The sequence below is a fragment of the Zunongwangia pacifica genome (assembly GCF_023499215.1).
Classification (GTDB): domain Bacteria; phylum Bacteroidota; class Bacteroidia; order Flavobacteriales; family Flavobacteriaceae; genus Zunongwangia; species Zunongwangia pacifica.
The window spans coordinates 32212-49776 of sequence record NZ_JAKHSK010000016.1 but is presented as its reverse complement, the minus strand read 5'-3'; the positions used below and the strand labels follow the sequence as shown (position 1 = coordinate 49776).

19 protein-coding genes are annotated in these 17565 nt (G+C 38.0%); 3 read left to right on the top strand and 16 right to left on the bottom strand.

The features are described from left to right. The first annotated feature begins 3 nt into the window (after positions 1–3). Together L1967_RS12240 and L1967_RS12235 are read left to right on the top strand one after the other, a co-directional pair. Complete coding sequence (locus L1967_RS12240) at positions 4–189, top strand: hypothetical protein (RefSeq protein WP_008615609.1); 186 nt, start codon at positions 4–6, stop codon at positions 187–189. A gap of 18 nt (positions 190–207) precedes the next feature. Continuing rightward, a complete protein-coding gene (locus tag L1967_RS12235; RefSeq protein ID WP_249601869.1) occupies positions 208–1455 on the top strand; it encodes an APC family permease in 1248 nt (415 codons plus the stop codon). Here L1967_RS12235 and L1967_RS12230 read toward each other — a convergent pair. Next, positions 1434–2300 carry an IS3 family transposase gene (locus tag L1967_RS12230; protein WP_420856417.1) on the bottom strand — a complete coding sequence of 289 codons (867 nt, stop codon included), beginning with the start codon at positions 2298–2300 and terminating at the stop codon, positions 1434–1436. The genes L1967_RS12235 and L1967_RS12230 overlap by 22 nt on opposite strands. Then, a complete protein-coding gene (locus tag L1967_RS22475; RefSeq protein WP_420856416.1) occupies positions 2297–2593 on the bottom strand; it encodes a transposase in 297 nt (98 codons plus the stop codon). The genes L1967_RS12230 and L1967_RS22475 overlap by 4 nt, the downstream gene beginning before the upstream one ends. Before the next feature lie 37 nt (positions 2594–2630). On the opposite strand from L1967_RS22475, the gene L1967_RS12220 reads away from it, so the two are divergent. Beyond that, a complete protein-coding gene (locus tag L1967_RS12220) occupies positions 2631–2936 on the top strand; it encodes a DUF6398 domain-containing protein (protein ID WP_338063538.1) in 306 nt (101 codons plus the stop codon). Between the two features lie 312 nt (positions 2937–3248). Here L1967_RS12220 and L1967_RS12215 read toward each other — a convergent pair whose 3' ends face one another. From L1967_RS12215 to L1967_RS12150, 14 genes are read right to left on the bottom strand one after another with little or no spacing between them, the layout of a single operon-like run. Next, positions 3249–4463, bottom strand: a complete 1215-nt coding sequence (locus L1967_RS12215; RefSeq protein WP_249601866.1) for an MFS transporter — start codon at positions 4461–4463, stop codon at positions 3249–3251. After that, a complete protein-coding gene (locus L1967_RS12210; protein ID WP_013072818.1) occupies positions 4464–6566 on the bottom strand; it encodes a copper-translocating P-type ATPase in 2103 nt (700 codons plus the stop codon). It lies immediately after the preceding gene. 18 nt (positions 6567–6584) lie between these two features. After that, on the bottom strand, positions 6585–6878 hold the full coding sequence (locus L1967_RS12205) for a phosphoribosylpyrophosphate synthetase (protein ID WP_083645387.1): 294 nt from the start codon (positions 6876–6878) through the stop codon (positions 6585–6587). Positions 6879–6884: 6 nt separating this feature from the next. Next, positions 6885–7529: a hypothetical protein gene (locus L1967_RS12200; protein ID WP_008616394.1), complete on the bottom strand. Its 645-nt coding sequence runs from the start codon at positions 7527–7529 to the stop codon at positions 6885–6887. Then, entirely contained in the window at positions 7526–8419 is an 894-nt protein-coding gene (locus tag L1967_RS12195) for a ribose-phosphate pyrophosphokinase (protein ID WP_008616396.1), read from the bottom strand. The genes L1967_RS12200 and L1967_RS12195 overlap by 4 nt, the downstream gene beginning before the upstream one ends. Before the next feature lie 8 nt (positions 8420–8427). Beyond that, positions 8428–9930, bottom strand: coding sequence for a thymidine phosphorylase family protein (locus tag L1967_RS12190; RefSeq protein WP_262917441.1), 1503 nt, complete (start codon positions 9928–9930; stop codon positions 8428–8430). Between the two features lie 28 nt (positions 9931–9958). Further along, on the bottom strand, positions 9959–11335 hold the full coding sequence (locus L1967_RS12185) for an MBL fold metallo-hydrolase RNA specificity domain-containing protein (protein ID WP_249601864.1): 1377 nt from the start codon (positions 11333–11335) through the stop codon (positions 9959–9961). A 15-nt stretch (positions 11336–11350) separates the two neighbouring features. Then, the gene (locus L1967_RS12180) at positions 11351–11605 is read right to left on the bottom strand and encodes a hypothetical protein (RefSeq protein WP_249601863.1); all 255 of its coding nucleotides are present in this window, start codon (positions 11603–11605) and stop codon (positions 11351–11353) included. 41 nt (positions 11606–11646) lie between these two features. Further along, the gene (locus tag L1967_RS12175; protein WP_249601862.1) at positions 11647–12489 is read right to left on the bottom strand and encodes a restriction endonuclease; all 843 of its coding nucleotides are present in this window, start codon (positions 12487–12489) and stop codon (positions 11647–11649) included. 2 nt (positions 12490–12491) lie between these two features. Further along, positions 12492–13322 (bottom strand): universal stress protein, encoded by an 831-nt coding sequence (locus L1967_RS12170; RefSeq protein WP_249601861.1) that lies wholly within the window; start codon positions 13320–13322, stop codon positions 12492–12494. A gap of 18 nt (positions 13323–13340) precedes the next feature. Further along, complete coding sequence (locus L1967_RS12165; protein WP_008616405.1) at positions 13341–14336, bottom strand: 2-hydroxyacid dehydrogenase; 996 nt, start codon at positions 14334–14336, stop codon at positions 13341–13343. Positions 14337–14339: 3 nt separating this feature from the next. Continuing rightward, positions 14340–15314 carry an ATP-dependent 6-phosphofructokinase gene (locus L1967_RS12160; RefSeq protein ID WP_013072810.1) on the bottom strand — a complete coding sequence of 325 codons (975 nt, stop codon included), beginning with the start codon at positions 15312–15314 and terminating at the stop codon, positions 14340–14342. Then, positions 15304–16221, bottom strand: coding sequence for an alpha/beta fold hydrolase (locus L1967_RS12155; protein ID WP_249601860.1), 918 nt, complete (start codon positions 16219–16221; stop codon positions 15304–15306). The genes L1967_RS12160 and L1967_RS12155 overlap by 11 nt, the downstream gene beginning before the upstream one ends. Next, positions 16218–17561: a dicarboxylate/amino acid:cation symporter gene (locus L1967_RS12150; protein ID WP_013072808.1), complete on the bottom strand. Its 1344-nt coding sequence runs from the start codon at positions 17559–17561 to the stop codon at positions 16218–16220. The genes L1967_RS12155 and L1967_RS12150 overlap by 4 nt, the downstream gene beginning before the upstream one ends. Positions 17562–17565 lie beyond the last annotated feature (4 nt).

The window sequence follows — 17565 nt, the reverse complement described above, 5'->3', positions numbered from 1 at the left end:
AAAATGAAGGAGGACTTATTTAAGGATTACCAGGAGAGGCTAAATGTGCTGGATGAAAATATTAGAGCAGTAGCATTAAAATATGCGACGGATTTCTATTTGAACAAAAATTGTTCAAAAGAAGAGGCGATTGAGCGTGGAATCGTAAAGGCAGAGATGGAAAAAAGGAATTTAGATAGAAATGGATAATAAACCACTAATATTACTATGGCAGAATTAAAAAAATCTCTGGGTACTCTTCGCCTTACTTTTTATGGTGTAGGTACCATTGTTGGTGCTGGAATATATACTGTAATTGGTGCAGCCGCTGGACAGGCGGGAACAGACCTTTGGTTGAGCTTTATTTTTGCAGCCATTGCGGCCAGTGTCTCGGCAATGTCCTATGCAGAGTTGTCCTCTACCTATCCTAATGCCGGTGCGGAATTCATTTTTGTACGGAAAGCGTTTCCAAAAATCGACATTCCATCCTTTCTAACAGGTTGGACGATTGCATTTCACAGTTCGGCCACTATTGCCGCAGTTTTATTGGCTTTTTCAGGATATTTCAACACTTTTTTTAACATCCCTTCCTTACTGGTTAGCTATGCCGTGCTACTGGTTCTTGCATTGATAAGCATTACGGGCATCAAAAAATCATCAACTGCTAATATTGTTATGGTAAGTATTCAACTATTAGGTTTGTTTATTCTTATTGCCGTTGGACTTTCAGAAACAGGTGCACCAAAAGCAGAATTTTTTAAAGTGGAGTCCTTTTCAGGCACCTTGGCAGCGACTGCTACCTTATTCTTTGTTTATACGGGTTTTGAGCATATGGCAGCATTAGGTTCCGAGGTAAAAAATCCGGGCAAGACTATTCCGAGGGCATTTTTATTGACAATGGTGTTTACCACAATTATATACCTACTAATATCTTTTACGGTACTCAATATAAGTGACCCCGCAGAAATAGCAAAGGTAGATTCCCCATTGTCGCTGGCCGCTTCAAATTTAAATTCCTGGTTGCCCGTAGCCCTGGCAGTTGCGGCACTTTTTGCTACGGCCAATGCGGCTTTTAGTGGCATTATTTCCATTAGCAGGTTGCTTTTCGGTATGGCAAGCGTGGGCGAGCTTCCAAAATTTATGACCAAGACCAATGCACAAAAAGTACCCTGGGTAACTACACTTGTGGTTATGGCTGCGGTAGCGGCATTTTTGTTATTGGGGGATATTAAAATTGTCGCAGGAATGTCTTCTTTAGGGGCGTTACTCGTTTTTGTAGCCGTGAATATTGCCTTGATTGTGCTGCGTTTTAAAGCACCTGACAAAGAAAGACCCTTTAGAGTTCCCCTTTCCATAGGAAAAGTACCTATCCTACCCATTTTGGCCATAATCATTAGCTTGTCTTTGGTAGTTCAGTGGACTTGCAACAAAAAGTCGGACAATTTTTCTAAGACCTATGCTACTTTTTTAAATTGATAAAATTTTTGTTCTACTTCGTAAGGAGTTTTGTACCCCAAAAAGGAGTGTAATCGTTTCCTGTTGTACCATATTTCAATATACTCAAATATAGCAGTTTTAGCCTGCTCTATAGTTTTAAAATCATCATCATAAATAAGTTCTACTTTTAAGGTTTTAAAGAAAGACTCAGCTACGGAATTATCCCAACAGTTCCCTTTTCTACTCATAGATTGGGTTACCAAAGGGTTGGATTTAATAAAAGATCTAAATGTTTTTGAGGCATATTGTATTCCTCGATCTGAGTGAAATAGTAAATCCATGTTTATGGTACGCTTGCTTACAGCCATTTTCCAGGCTGGAATAATAGTTTGATCGGTATGTAAACTTGTACTTAATGACCAACCTATTACCTGCCTATCAAACAAATCAATAATTGTGGTTAGGTATAGCCACCCTTGATTGGTTTGGATATAGGTAATATCGCTAACCCAAGCTTTATTTAATCTAATGGGATTAAAGTTTCTGTTCAATAAATTTCTACAAACTGGATAACTGTGATTGGAATCTGTAGTAGCTTTAAATTTTCTTTTGTGTTTGCTTACCCAATTGTTAGCCCTCATAATTTTAGCCACTCTAAACCTGGATATACAGTAGCCTTTACGTTTAAGTTTTTCTGCTATTCGTGTAGATCCATATCGTTTTTTGCTCTGATCAAATTCCGTTTTAATCAAATCTGTAAATAGGCTAAGTTCCAATCTTCGTTTTGATGGTCCAGCCGTATACCACCTATAAAAACTACTCCTACTTATTTTAAAAACCTTGCACATCCTCTCAATCGGATATAAATGTTTATAGCTAGCTATAAATCCATAGATTTCCCATCGCTCTTGGAGAAGATGTGCACGGCCTTTTTTAATATCTCAAGTTCAAGTTCCTTTTCTCTAAGTGCTTTGCGTAGTCTTTTAACCTCTAATGTGTCATCAGGTATTGCTTTTTCTGGCTTAGGAAATATTGTTGTTTTGGCTGCCTTTCGCCATTTATAAATCCTTTGAACTTCTAAACCCAACTCGTCTGCTAATTCTTTTATATTCTCGCGCTGGTAACTTAAACGAACTGCTTGCTCCTTTAATTCAGGACTGTAATAGCGTTTTTTCATGTTTCTAAGATATTTATTTTATAACAAACAGTCTTAAATTTTATGTCCGAATAAAGGTAGCAACTCCAATATTGCCAGCAGAAGTATTCATAACCACTTCGGCACTAAATCTAGTACCGTGACCAATAAAGCTGCTGAAATTAAGAAGATGTTCAACCTTTGGTATTATAACTCAGAATTCTCTACTGGGCATATGCAAGAAAATGATCCATTTAGCGATTTAGTCATGGTAGATGACCTGATGCTGCCTCTAAACTCATTACCAGAATATATGCAAACCATAGTTAAGGAAGCAAGGGCACAAGGGAAAGAAATTGCCTTTACTTCTGAGGATCCAGAGTGAAAACTATTATAGGTAGTTGTTGAGATACACACTTCTAGAAAAACGGCTCGGACGGATATTTTTAAAGAATATGATTTCATTTTGTTTGTCTTGAAATTCATTTTCTCTTACACAAACTCGCAATTGCTGTAAGTATTGTCTTGAAATGGAAATACCTTGTTCAACATTATTGAAATCGTTAAGATTAGATTCCTCAACTGCTTTTATTTCCTCTTTGTAATTATCTAAAATTTTATGAATCAGCTTATGCAAAATATTTGGGGCTTTAGATTTGGGTTAATTATCAATAAATATGGTTATGTGCTTATTTTTTTATGGTGGATTTTTGAAAAAGAATAAAAAACCAATAACAGCCAAGACAATGCTGCCAGCAATTATAAAAGGGTAGTAAAAACCACCTGCGAGTAACCAAGTCCCTAAAACAGGCCCTAGAATTTGACCAACGCTATTAGTAGTGCTCTGAATAGAAATGTTCCTGCCAGTATTTTGCTTTGATATTAATGAGACCGCAGAAAGTAAATTTGGGGTTACCATAGCACCTCCAGCAGCGAAAACAACGATTAACACATATACCAAGTATTCATTCTTAAAAAAGGGAAAGACAATTAAGGATAATCCAGATATAAACAACCCTAATGCAATTTGTTTCTTTGTGGATAAAAACTTCTCTCCGTAAGTAGCGAACAAAGGTTGTAAAACAGCCATTATTGAACCACATAGCATAAAACCAATACCTATTTGGTTACTGTTAAATCCTAATTCATCTTTCCCATATATTGAAAAGACAGTTTCAAACAGCGTTACTACAAATTGGATGACAAACGACAGACCCAGTAATACGACAAAATATTTGGTAAATGTGAATCGCAAGCTCGCTTTTTGTGTTGTGAACGTATGTACGCGAGTGGTGTTTTTTAACCATTTTGCTACTACAAATAAGACTATAAGTCCTAGAAGAGCGGCAAACAAAAAGGGTACTGAAAATCGGTCTAAATGCAGCAGACCTATCGTATATTTTAAATGAAGGTCAGTTTGAGACAGAAAGCCACCAATGACAGGGCCAAAAATAACACCAGAGCTAATGGCAACACCCGACCAACCCATTATTTTTGTTCTTCGTTTTTCAGAAGTAATGTCGCTCAAATATGCGTTGCTAACTGGAATAACTGATGACGTGAAAATACCACCAAAGATGCGAGCAACATATAGCATCGTCAATGATGTAGCAAGACCGGTAAGTAATTGCATAATTACAAAGCCGATTAGCCCAACAATGATAATTGGTTTACGTCCATATCTATCTGAAAGCTTTCCCCATACCACAACAAAAATTAATTGAAATAATGGATAAATGCTTGTAAGCAGTCCAATATGGAAGTTGATTAAATCGGTATCAAGATTGTCTTTTAAAGCTAATCTTTCGGTATAGTAAGGAAGGGTTGGCAATAATATACCATAGCCCAACATCACTACAAATAAACTCAACAGGATTAAAAATATCCTGTTGAGTTTTTCTTTTCTTTCCATTTATTTTTTACCGATTTTTCTTTTTAACAATTGTGCATTAATGGCCACTATAATGGTGCTCAAACTCATAAATACAGCTCCAACGGCAGGTCCTAAAACAAAGCCTGAAGAATATAGTACGCCAGCTGCTAAAGGAATAGCCACTACATTATATCCCGTAGCCCAGATTAGATTCTGAATCATTTTGTTATAGGTCGCTTTTCCGAATAGAATTAGATTGGCAATATCCTGTGGATTGCTATTTACCAAAATAATATCGGCAGTTTCAGCAGCCACATCTGTTCCGGAACCAACGGCAATACCAACATCAGCTTTTGCAAGTGCAGGCGCATCGTTTACACCATCGCCAGTCATAGCCACAAATTCTCCTTTGTTTTGTAACTTTTCTACAATTTCTACCTTTTGATGTGGCAGCACTTCAGCATAGTAACCATCCAAGCCAAGCTTATCACTTACAGCTTTGGCTGTTTTTTCGTTATCTCCTGTTGCCATCAAAACTTTAATGTTATTCTTTTTAAAGACTTTTATGGCTTCGGCAGATTCTGGTCGTATTTCATCGGCAAGAGCAATGTAACCAGCTAATTTTCCATCAATCAAGACAAAAACAACTGTTTCAGCGGCATCACTGTATGCGTCTTCGGGAATAGTGATTTTTTCATCCCTTAAAAAACCAGGACTAACCACTTTTACTTGCTTACCTTCTACATTGGCCTCAACGCCTTTACCTGTAATTGCATTAAAGTTTTCAGGCTTTGGGATGGTCATATTATCTTCTTTGACTTTTTTAATAATACCTACGGCGATAGGATGTTCCGAACTTTGTTCCAATGCACTCGAAAGCCTTAAAATTTCTTCAGATGAATAAGTTTCGCTAACAGACTCAATTCGAGTAACGCCAAAATCGCCTTTGGTCAATGTTCCCGTTTTATCAAACAATAAAGCTGATATTTTTCGGGATTCTTCAAAAGCTGTCCTATTTCGAATTAATAACCCGTTTTGAGCTGAAACAGCAGTAGAAATAGCAACCACAAGTGGTATGGCAAGACCTAATGCGTGTGGACAAGCAATGACCATAACGGTAACCATTCTTTCTAAAGCATAGACAAATGGAAAGCCTAAAATCAGCCATACCGCTAATGTTCCAAAACCAATACCTAATGCGATATAGGTAAGCCATTTTGCAGCTCTATCCGAGAGGTTTTGCATTTTTGATTTGGTTTTTTGCGCTTCTTCGACCATTTTGATGACCTTGTTGAGATAGCTATCTTTTCCAGTATGCTCAACCTTTACTTTTAAGGTACTGTTACCATTTACCGAACCACCAATAACCTTATCGTTTTCATCTTTTTTTACAGGTTTGGATTCGCCTGTAAGCATAGATTCGTTCAGGTAACTTGAACCGTCTACTATAATCCCATCAGCAGGAACTTTTTCACCTGGTTTAACCAAAATCACATCATCCTTTAGTAAATCTTCAAGAGGGATGTCTTCTATGATGTCGCCTTTTACCCTGTGCGCTTCCGCAGGCATCATACTTACCAGTAACTGTAAAGCTTTTGACGCACCTAACACACTTTTCATTTCTATCCAATGACCAAGCAACATTATGGCTATAAGTGTTGATAGCTCCCAGAAAAAGTCTTCGCCTCTTAAGCCAAATACGGTCGCGGTGCTATAAAAATAAGCTACAGAAATTGCCATAGAAATCAAGGTCATCATTCCTGGCGCACCTTTTTTGATTTCAGACCAGAATCCTTTTAAAAATGGCCAACCACCATAGAAATATACGATTGTGGAAAGTGCAAAAAGGATATATGGATTTCCGGGAAGCAAAAACTCATATCCAAAAAAGTCCTGAATCATCGGCGAGAAGAACAGTATGGGAATAGTAAGTACAAGGGTTACCCAAAACCGTTTTCTAAAATCGGCAATCATCATTTTATGATGGTCGTGCCCGTGTTCTCCGTGCCCTGGATTGTGGCCAGAATGGTCTCCACCTTTGTGGTTCATTTTAGAATGGTCTTCTTTTTTGTGTTTCATCTTCGAATGGTCCATTTTAGAATGGTCCATTTCATCGTGATTGTGGTGTTCGTGATTTTCCATTATTGTCTTGTTTAAGTGTTATCGTAATTTTTTTCTCATAGCTTCCGAAATGTTTTCGGCATAGACGCCATAGGCATCTACCAGAAGTCCTTTAATTCCATCATTGGAGGATATAGCATATAAAATGCTATTATCGTCGGTACTGCTCATACCCTCAAAACGATGCATCTCGTCAACATTAAAATCTTCTGGGTGTATTTCAATTTTTAGTGAGGCACACTCCAAACATTCTGGTTTTAGGTTAAAATCATATGTATAGCCATTTCCCTGTAAATCGTTTATGGCTTCAGAAAGTGTATCGTAATTTTTCATCTGTCTTTATTTATAGTTTATTGTAAAATAGCTGTTATCTGCTTCTGAAAATTTCTGAAAAGTCAATAATCCTTTTTCATTTAATTTTTCAATAACAGTATAATTGAATTGCTTGATGCGAATACCCCAGGCATAGGCCTTAATATTTATTTTTGATTTAATAGTGTTTTTGCCAGCTTCTAATTTTCGATCGTAAATTTTTATGATGCTTTTTGAACCGAAAAAATTCAACAAGCCCGAGTCAAAACTCATTTCCAATTCAATATTTTTCAGATTATCCAAATTGTATAGTTCTTTAAATTTCTTTGAAGTGGTGTTGATTTCTGTTTTCTTTGATTTTGGATTGGAAAACGGGAAAGCCATTACCACTACACTTGCTTCATCAGGCTTGCAACGATAGGTTGTGGTGTATTTATCGGTCAATTTTTTGTCTTTATCAAACAATTCCGTAACTACCTCAATTTCATAGTATCCATTTTTCTTTATTGTTTCACTGGCTTTGAAAGTTTGTTTATTTAAAAAAGAACCATTTTCATCAAAGTTTTCCCGAATAACAACTCTGCCTGAAATCTGCCCAATGAGCATTTCAGTTTGTCCAGTCATTGTGATGCTGAATAAAGTGATTAGTACTATAAAGCCTTGTTTTCTCATATATGGTGCATTAATTTTTTTACCTCTTTTGCCATAATATCACTTAAATCTATTCCATTTGAAGAGTGTGGGATGGTATTACAAGTCACTATTTTTTCTACTCCGGAATCCAATAAATCTTGATAGGCGTTTCCTGAAAAAACGGCGTGAATGCCTACACAAATAGGTGGTTTCATTCCTGCTTTTTTAAGATGTTGTACGGTTTCAATCATTGTTCGGGCTGTGGAAATAATATCATCTACCAAAATGGGTGTAGCATCTTTATATATATCCACATCGGGAACAGAGACTTCTACATCACGGTCACCGTGACGCACCTTTTGTAATACCGTAAATGGTGCTCCTGCATTTTTGGCGACTTCTGATACCCATTGTTCACTTTCAGAATCAGGTCCGATAAGTACCGGGTTTTCGATATTTTCTTTAATCCATTCTGAAATTGCGTCGGCAGCGTGAATCACTTTATTTGGAATTTGATACACTTCTCCCAACGAACTAATTCTGTGCAAGTGAGGGTCAACTGTGGTAATGCTATCGGCGAAACCAGAAATCAATTTTCCGAAGAAACCGGAAGTCACTCCTTCTCCTTCATTAAATACTTTGTCCTGCCGCATATACGCCAAATAGGGTGCTACCAAACAGGTACACATAGCTCCTAATGATTTGGCTGTGTGGCTTAAAAAATATAGTGACAACAGTTTTTCGTCCGGTTCGTGCAAGGTGCATACCAGTACCACACATTTATCTTTAACATCAGACAATATGCGCGTGTATGATTCCCCGTCAGGGAATTTCCTTAATGTGGCTTGACCCACTTCAGCATCCATTTTTGTAGCCATTAGCTCTGTTAATTCCTCGTTTCCCGGAAGGCTAAATAGTATAGTTTTCATTTTATTTTTTATTTAATAGTTATAATGTCGTTATGACTGTTCTTGTACTCTAAGGCGTAATTTAATTCACCCTGCGATTCTGCAAAAAGCGTGAATAGTAAGTCATCTTTTTCAATTTTATCATTCAAATGCACATTCAATAAAATTCCAGCAGATTTAGATTGAGGTGCGCCTGAAAGTTTGGCAAGCTTTGCTATCTTTCGATTATCAATACGCTTTAGACTGCCTGATTTTTCTGCTCTGATTTCAATTTTATAAGGTGCTAAAACAGGTTTTGAAAAGCGGCCTTGGGCCTTACAAATGGCAAGGAATTTTTCATAAGCCTGACCAGATGTAAGCAATTCTTTGGCGGTTTCCGTTCCTTTTCCTTTTTCGACTTTGCCCGAAAGCTCTATAAGTTCTCCAGCCAAAAGCAACGCTCTTTCCATTAGGTCGATTGGGGCATCTGCCTCATTTTGTAAAACCTTCAATATATCGATGGCTTCCAAAGTTGGACCAATCCCTCTTCCTACAGGTTGCGTACCATCAGTAATGACCACTTTCACATTCAATCCGACAGAATTGCCTACCGTTTCCATATGGTTCTTGAGTTTTTCAGCCATTACTGAACTTCTAATTTTTGCAGTTTCTCCCACAGGAATATCAATAACCACGTGCGTAGAACCAGCTGCTGCTTTTTTTGATAGTACCGAAGCAATAAGCTGACCTTCGCTATCAATATCCAAGGCTTTTTCAATTTTAATGAGCACATCATCGGCAGGACTTAACTGCGCTGTACCGCCCCAAACAAAACATCCGCCTTCTTTTTCTACTACGGTCTTTATTTCCTCGGAAGAGAGCGTAACATTGGTCAGTACTTCCATTGTATCTGCTGTGCCTGCTGGCGAAGTGATTGCCCGTGAGGATGTTTTTGGCATAGTAAGCCCATACGCGGCAACAATGGCAACTACCAATGGTGTTGTCCTATTGCCAGGCAATCCGCCAATACAATGTTTGTCGACCACGATATCCTTGTTCCAGTTCAGTTGCTTTCCGGAAGCAATCATTGCTTTCGTTAGGTCGGATATTTCATCAATATCCATCCGGTCACCTGCACAGGCAGTTATGAATGCCGAAAGGTGGATGTTGGAATAATCGCCTTCAACGATATCGGTTATGATTTCATTAAATGCTGTATAATTCAGTTTTTGATTATAGATTTTCGCCCTAACGTGGCTCAACGATTCGATAGGCTCTAAATGGGAAACATATAATGTATCGTTTGGGGAAACATTGAGTTTTTTCGCAGCAGCATCTGATAGTCCGATTTCATTAGGCAACAGAATATCAGAATTCAGGACATTAAGACTTGCTACGATTGATGTATTTGCATTGGATATTCTTATTCGGGTAAGTGCCTCAAACCCTTCTGAAATACAGACGTGGCAATCTTCGCGCATATACACTACATTTTCGTTTTGGGTATAGATTCCGAGATGTTTATATTTTAATATGTTTGAGTGTGTGTCCATATTTTATTGGTTGTTGTGATTTTTCGATTTATTCTATTTCTTCGATGGTGTATAATTGCGGAATTTCTGCATCCCACCCATAGGTTTCCTTGATGCCTTTTTGCAATGCTTCTGCACTCTCTTTTTCACCGTGTACAATGAAAATACGTTCGGGTTTGTTTTTTATCTTATCCATCCAGTCCATAAGTTCTGCGTGGTCTGCGTGTGCCGAAAGCCCTTCAATTTCTGCAACTTCCATATCAAAGGGCACCCATTTTCCATACACTTTAAGTTCCTTATCGCCTTCCAATAATTTTCTGCCTCGCGTACCTTCAGCTTGATAACCCACAAAAAGCAAGGTGTTGTTGGGGTTTTGTGCCTGTGTTTCAAGGTAGTTTAGCATTCTTCCGCCTGTGAGCATTCCGCTTCCTGCAATCACGATTTTCGGTTTATTATCTGTTCGTAATTCCATTGTTTCCCGATAACTGCTTACGACCGTAAAGTGCGAGCACATTTCGTCACATTCGTTATCTTCCAACCTGTGCCAATCCCGAGTTCTATGAAACAGTTCCAATACGTTGGCACCCATTGGACTATCCATAATCATTTGTACTTTGGGGATTTTGTTCTCCTTGAGTAACCTCCAAAAAATAAGCATCATCAATTGGGCGCGTTCTACCGAAAAGCTTGGGATAAACAGGCTGCCACCTCTATTGATGGTGTCATTTACCAATTTTTCAATCAGTGGAAGTGCTTCCATTTCATCTGGATGAAACCTTCCTCCATAAGTAGATTCTATAAAAAGCACATCTGCTCTTTTTGGTTTCAGGGGTGGATAAAGCAATAAATCACTGGTTCTTCCAATATCTCCTGAAAAGACAAAACGCTTTCCTTCAACATCCAGCTCGATGAATGTAGCACCAAGAATATGTCCGTTATACTGAAATCGTGCCTTGATACCATCAAATAACGGAATCCATTGTGCTTGTGGAACGTCTTTAAAATGTGGAATGGTTTTTTCTACATCCTTTAAATCGTAAAGCGGTTCTGCCGGACTGTGTTTGGAATAACCTTCCTTGTTTGCTCGCTCTGCTTCCTGTTCCTGTATTTTTCCACTATCGTTCAAAATTATTTTAGCGATATCCAACGTGGGGTTGGTGCCATAGATAGGTCCATTAAAACCTTGTTTTACCAATCGTGGTAGATATCCCGTGTGGTCTAAATGGCCGTGAGTAAGCAATACCATATCAATTTCTGAAACTTTTACAGGTGGGTACTCCCAGTTTTTAAGCCGCAATTCCTTTAAGCCTTGAAAAAGTCCGCAGTCTATCAGTATTTTTTTATCTCCTGTATCCACTAAATATTTTGAGCCAGTTACCGTGCCTGCCGCTCCTAAAAAGTGAATGTTTATTTTATTGTTTTTCATCTTTGTAGTACTTATTTAGTGTCCACCACAGCAGGAAGGTGTGTTTCCTTTATCTTGTTTTGATTTGCTCAATTCCGCTATCTCATTATACAGATTACGGGAATCTTCTTTGATAAAAAGCGCCAATTTCTTAACGGATTTAGGTTCAAAGTTTACCATCCCCAATACTATTTCAAGGGCTTCTTCAAGTAGTTTTGGATCATCTTCCAATGCTTGGTAAAATGGCTCCAAATCTATTGTGTTCTGTTTTTGGGTTTCATCTGTTTTCATCTGGTTATTTTAAGATTATTGAACTATTATATCATTTACTCTTAAGTGCTTTGGCACAGCTCTTTTGAATCTGCCAAAATATTTTTGTGCCTTTTTTTGTCAACCCCTATCTGCTCTAATAACGCAGGATTTTCGTGAAGCTCTTTACAGAGCACAATTCCCTTGTCCAATAGCTTTGATTTCTCAGCTTTGGTCAGCGTTGTCAATGCGGTCAATGGGTGCAGACCAGCTTTATCTATTCTGTCTTTTAACCCGTTATCCATTGGGTAATCCCAACTTGTCAATAATAGCCCAACGCATTTACCATATTGTACCGCATCACTTGTAAATCGTGTATTTGTATAGACGCCTCCTTTGTGAAGTTTAGTATCGTGACCTTTTTGGCGTTCCCAATTTTTTTCTACATCTAAAAATCTTGAATTGATGTATAATGGAATCTTCACGTTGCAAACTCGGCCTTGATCGCTATGGTATTTGCATTCAATCATATAATGATTATTGTCTTTTTGCGCTATCACATCTATTTCGTGTTGAACACAATTACCTTGGACAATAACATCAACTTCTGTATCAAAACCTTCGTGTGCCAATAGCTGGCCTACTAATTTTTCAAATGGAAAACCGGTTGGACCTAGTTCCATTAAAGCTTTTTTGAGCTTGTACTTTGAGGCACTTACCCTAGATTTTCGTTTTAGCATCTTGAAAGCCAACTGATAGATTTTTTTGGTTGTCATTCCTTCTTCAATCTGCTCTTGTACTTTCCGGGCTATATCTTGAATAATATCCTCATCTGCCCGTGAACGCCGCAGGGAGTTGATGAGTTTGTTTACATCAAAGGCTTCGTACTCACCAGAGTATTTTTTTATTAAGACTGATTTATTCATTGTTACATTTTAATAGTCATTACTGGTAATTCGGAGTGATTGGTTACACCCTCTGCGATGCTTTTAGAGAATAAGCTTAAAAAGCCTGTACGTCCGTGAGTACACATTGCGATTAAATCGGCATTTTTATATCGTAAATAATTGTTTATCCCTGTTTCTACGTCTGGTTCGTTATATACATTCATTGAGAAGTTATCCAAATCGGGGAATTTTTTCAGGAACTCCTTGATGGGATCCAACCCTTGTTCTATACTGTTAAAATCGGTCTGAGTATTGACCCTCAATAAATGGATATGTGCGCCGCATTTTTCAGCAATCGAAATAACTTGCTTAAATGCATCGCTTACATCTTGAAGAAAATCTGAAACAAAAACGATATCCTTAAAAGGAAAGGATACTTCTTCATCCTTGACTACAACAACTGGTACATCAGCTTTCCTAACAATTTTTTCTACGTTGCTTCCCATTAACTCACGTATACCGCCTCGGGTGCCACTACTTCCCGTAACTATAAAATCGTGATGAAAATGACCCGAATGTTTAAGGATATTTGCCTGACCACCATCAAATTTAAGAAAAGTCCTGCACTCAAGGCCTTGTCGTTCTGCTTTTTTCTCCAGTTCTCTCAGGTAGGCTTTTGCGATGCCTATTTGCTTTACTGTTTCTGGGTACTGTTTTTCTTTTTGTTTATCCAACTTTACCCATTCTACGGGGGTTTTCATCAAATGGAAAAAATGGATTTCGGAATTGTAAAGCTTTGCCATTTCAATTCCGAGTTCTTCTGCTTTATTGCAATTTTTTGAAAAGTCTGTTGGTACGAGTATGTTTTTCATAATATTTGTTTTTAACTATTAATTAATGCTAATTTCATTTCCAGAAGGTTTTTGTTTTTCAAAACAATCCAGATTATATATGGTTGTTTCTGCAATATTGGTCAATGCGGTTTTGGTTAAAAAAGCTTGATGGCTTGTAATTAGTACATTGTTGAAAGTCATTAAGCGTGCAATCACATCGTCTTGCAAAATGTCATCGGAATGGTCTTCAAAGAACAACCCTTCTTCTTCCTCATAAACATCCAGTCCTAAATACCCTATTTTTTTAGTTTTCAATCCTTCGATAACTGCCTTGGTGTCCACCAACCCACCACGACTTGTATTGATGAGCATTACTCCAGATTTCATTAGTGCTATATGCTCTTTATTTATTAAATGTTTTGTTGAAGCTTTTAATGGCACGTGCAGGCTTATTATATCTGCGTGCTTACAGAGCGTCGCACAATCTGAATAGATTACGCCATATTTATCAATTAGGTCTTTGCTTTCTTCTATATCCTGGGCAAGAATATTGCAGCCGAATCCGTGAAGTATTTTTACGAGTACAGACCCTATTTTTCCTGTTCCAATCACGCCAACGGTTTTCCCATTTAGGTCAAAACCAGTGAGACCGTTTAATGAAAAGTTTTGTTCGCGCACTCTATTGTGGGCTTTAATCAGTCTTCGGTTTAATGCAAGTATCAAAGCCATTGTATGTTCTGCAATGGCATAAGGTGAATAGGCTGGGACACGGGCCACTTTTATATTCAATTCAGCTGCTTTTTCTAAATCGACGTGATTGAAACCTGCCGAACGTAATGCGATAAATTTTATGCCTAGTTTGTGTAAAATATCCAAAACTTCCGAAGAGGCATCGTCACTTGAGAAAAGTGCTATGGCCTTTGAACCTTCTGCCAATAAGGCGGTTTCCTTTGTTAGCCTAAATTCCAGAAAATTCAATTGATGTTTTCCTTTATTAGCGTTTTCAATGGAAGGCTTATCGAATTTATGTGTGCTGTATATTGTTGTTTTCATAATTTATGTTCCAAATAGTTCTAAAAGTTCGTGCAATTCTTTATTGACCTGATGTTGCTTGACCACTTCATTAAAAGGGGTTAAGTGCAATTGATTGTTTAAAATCCCGACCATTACATTCTTTTTACTTTGTAAAAGCGATTTTACGGCTTCCACCCCAAGCCTTATGCCCAACATTCTATCCAAAGCAGAAGGATTTCCACCTCGCTGTATGTGGCCAAGCTTTGTTATGCGTAAATCGACATTGGGATTGACTTCCTTTATTTTTGAAGAAACAAGTTCGGCACCAATTTCGTCACCTTCAGAAACTACGATTAGAAAAGCATCCTCGCTATCGTAATTTTTCACCTTACCCAAAAGGTTAATAAAGTCCGTACCGCTCTCCGGAATTAATATGGCGTCCGCACCAACCATCAATCCAGAATGAATACCGATGTAACCCGAATCCCTTCCCATTACTTCAACAATGAACACACGGTTATGGGATTCGGCAGTATCCCTTATTTTATCAATATTTTCAATGGCTGTGTTAACTGCGGAATCAAAACCAAGGGTGTAATCCGTACCCGAAATATCGTTATCAATAGTTCCGGGAATCCCTATGAATGGGATATCGCATATCTCTGAAAAAGCAAGTAATCCTTTAAATGTACCATCACCACCAATGGCAATTAAAGCGTCTATTTTGTTTACATTTAGAGTTTGCAAGGCTTTTTTTCGACCTTCCAGTTCGAGAAAACGTTTGCTTCGGGCTGTCTTAAGGATAGTGCCACCCTTTTGGGTCAGTTTTTGTAATTCGTGTGATTTTAATTGAACCAAGTCACCGTCTATCAATCCTTCATATCCTTTTCTAAAACCACTAACTTTTATACCAGTTGCTTCAGCCGTTTTTGCAATGGCGTACAAGGCTGAATTCATCCCTGGACTATCACCTCCAGAGGTAAATACACCTATATGTTTAATTTTATTAGTATTCATTTAAAATTGTTTTTTGTGATTTTTTATCTGAAACAGAAAAATCTTGGATGGTCTTCCATACAAATTCTGCTTCTTTTATAAAGAACTGATGGTCTCCCCCTGTAGAGGTAACAGTTTTTACGTTTGTAAATTCTCTTGATAAGTCTATAGCATTTTTGAGCGGTGCAGTAGTGTCCTTTGCTCCGTGAATGAAAAGCACTTTTGTGTTTCTAATCTTTCTTGCAATCCCGTATAAATCTGTTTTTAGGATTATCCTCGTAAGCGAATAATAGTAGCTCTGCCAATGGTGTTTTTTTGCATCTTCATAAACATCATCCGTGAGGTTGTCTGGTTTAAATGCACGCGACATAAAAATGGGATGAATCATACAGATGTATTTAGAGAATCTGCTTGTTGATATTCTGTCCACAAAGGAATGTGAGGACATAATTTTTTTAAATTCATCTGCATCCTGATAAACAGGTATTCCAATAAAAATGCCTGCTTTGAGCCAATTTGAGTGTTTTTCCAATAGGGCCATTGAAATTATAGCGCCCATAGAATGACCGGCAACTATGGTTTTTCCATCATTGAATCCTTCTTTTTGCAAAACCAATTCTAAAGCTTTAAGTTGAACTGAAAGCGAATAATCACTTTGTGGTTTTGGCGAATCACCAAAACCCAAAAGGTCTATTAATAGCAAAGTGTGTGTTTTTGAAATGCTTTCTAAATTGCGTTTCCAATAATTCAATGACCCTGTCAAACCGTGCAGCAAAACGAGTTTGTTTTCACCCGCACCTATAATTTCATAATTTAAGAGTGTTTTGTCAGCATCATAAGCTGGGTGCTTAACAATCTTATAATGTTGATATCCTGCTATAGCGACCACAGGAAAAATGAAAAATATGGATATGAGTAGTAATGTCATATTTTTAAAGTTTTATCATTAACCAATATTGGGGTTTTACCATAAAATCTATTAAAAACCATACAAGCTGTGAGGTCACCCGTTACGTTTACAGTAGTCCTGAACATTCCCAACAATCTTTCTACACCAATAATAATGATGATGCCTTCGGCTGGAATACCGACACTTCCCAAAACAGAAGCGAGTATCACCACACCACCTCCGGGAATGGCAGGTGTGCCGATTGAAGCAGCAACGATAGTTACAATGACCACAATAATATTGAGTAAACTCATTTCCAGTCCATAGGCTTGGGCTATAAAAAGAGTTGTTATCGTTTGATAGAGTGCAGTACCATCCATATTGACGGTTGCGCCAATGGGAATGATAAAATTGCTAATGGTCTTGTCCACCTTTAGTTTTTCTTCGGCTGTTTGAAGAGAAAGTGGCATCACAGCGGCAGAGCTTGTGGTTGAAAAAGCCAATAGCTGAACATCCCTTATTTTTTTCAGGAAATGCATAGGGTTTGATTTTCCAAGAAGCACAATTAGCCCTAAATAGAAAATCACTAAGAATAACAGACCGAGCAAGACGACACCCACATAGTAGGTGAGGCCAGATAGAGAACTCAAACCAACGCTAGAGGTGAGCTGCGCCATAAGTCCGAAAACAGCAATAGGCACTAGAAGCATTGACCATTTTACTACTGTCATACAGACTTCCTGAATGGCACTTAGAAGCAGCTTCACTGGGCGCAGTAAGGCATTTTCAAGTGATAGCACAGCTACACCAATAATGATTGTGAAAATTACAATGCTTAACATTTCACCACTTACCATAGATGCCAACGGGTTTTCGGGAAGTAAGTTTGAGATGGCATCAGGAATCGTTTCAATTCCGAAGGAAAGCTCTGGATTTTCCGTTGGAACAGCTGTAATTTCATTATGTTCAGCTAGAGCCTGTTGATGTAAAAAGCGACCCGGTCTAAAAATTTGGGATAGTATCGTACCAATGCTAACCGAAACTATTGTTGTGCCCAAAAAATATAGTAAAACACCACCACCTAATTTTTTTAAACTGTCCTTATCATTACTTGCGATTCCTGTGATGATGGAAGCCACAATCAACGGAATCATAATCATTTGAACCAGTTTCAGAAATAGTACACCGGGCAATGCCAGCCAATTCCCCGCGATATCTGCTGTTTCTTTAGAAATCCATCCATTTTGTGGACTCAATAACAGACCAAATCCAACACCTAACAACAAAGCAATGATTACTTTAAGCCATAGACGGCTTTCTACCAGTTTAAGGAGGTAGTGGTTAAGTGATTTTAATGATTTTATCTCTGTGTCAAACATTCTG

Bases quoted from the DNA above. Each gene is read 5' to 3' on its own strand.
- L1967_RS12240 (WP_008615609.1), top strand. From the start codon at position 4: ATGAAGGAGGACTTATTTAAGGATTACCAGGAGAGGCTAAATGTGCTG.
- L1967_RS12235 (WP_249601869.1), top strand. From the start codon at position 208: ATGGCAGAATTAAAAAAATCTCTGGGTACTCTTCGCCTTACTTTTTAT.
- L1967_RS22475 (WP_420856416.1), bottom strand. From the start codon at position 2,593: ATGAAAAAACGCTATTACAGTCCTGAATTAAAGGAGCAAGCAGTTCGT.
- L1967_RS12215 (WP_249601866.1), bottom strand. From the start codon at position 4,463: ATGGAAAGAAAAGAAAAACTCAACAGGATATTTTTAATCCTGTTGAGT.
- L1967_RS12210 (WP_013072818.1), bottom strand. From the start codon at position 6,566: ATGGAAAATCACGAACACCACAATCACGATGAAATGGACCATTCTAAA.
- L1967_RS12205 (WP_083645387.1), bottom strand. From the start codon at position 6,878: ATGAAAAATTACGATACACTTTCTGAAGCCATAAACGATTTACAGGGA.
- L1967_RS12200 (WP_008616394.1), bottom strand. From the start codon at position 7,529: ATGAGAAAACAAGGCTTTATAGTACTAATCACTTTATTCAGCATCACA.
- L1967_RS12195 (WP_008616396.1), bottom strand. From the start codon at position 8,419: ATGAAAACTATACTATTTAGCCTTCCGGGAAACGAGGAATTAACAGAG.
- L1967_RS12190 (WP_262917441.1), bottom strand. From the start codon at position 9,930: ATGGACACACACTCAAACATATTAAAATATAAACATCTCGGAATCTAT.
- L1967_RS12185 (WP_249601864.1), bottom strand. From the start codon at position 11,335: ATGAAAAACAATAAAATAAACATTCACTTTTTAGGAGCGGCAGGCACG.
- L1967_RS12180 (WP_249601863.1), bottom strand. From the start codon at position 11,605: ATGAAAACAGATGAAACCCAAAAACAGAACACAATAGATTTGGAGCCA.
- L1967_RS12175 (WP_249601862.1), bottom strand. From the start codon at position 12,489: ATGAATAAATCAGTCTTAATAAAAAAATACTCTGGTGAGTACGAAGCC.
- L1967_RS12170 (WP_249601861.1), bottom strand. From the start codon at position 13,322: ATGAAAAACATACTCGTACCAACAGACTTTTCAAAAAATTGCAATAAA.
- L1967_RS12165 (WP_008616405.1), bottom strand. From the start codon at position 14,336: ATGAAAACAACAATATACAGCACACATAAATTCGATAAGCCTTCCATT.
- L1967_RS12160 (WP_013072810.1), bottom strand. From the start codon at position 15,314: ATGAATACTAATAAAATTAAACATATAGGTGTATTTACCTCTGGAGGT.
- L1967_RS12155 (WP_249601860.1), bottom strand. From the start codon at position 16,221: ATGACATTACTACTCATATCCATATTTTTCATTTTTCCTGTGGTCGCT.
- L1967_RS12150 (WP_013072808.1), bottom strand. From the start codon at position 17,561: ATGTTTGACACAGAGATAAAATCATTAAAATCACTTAACCACTACCTC.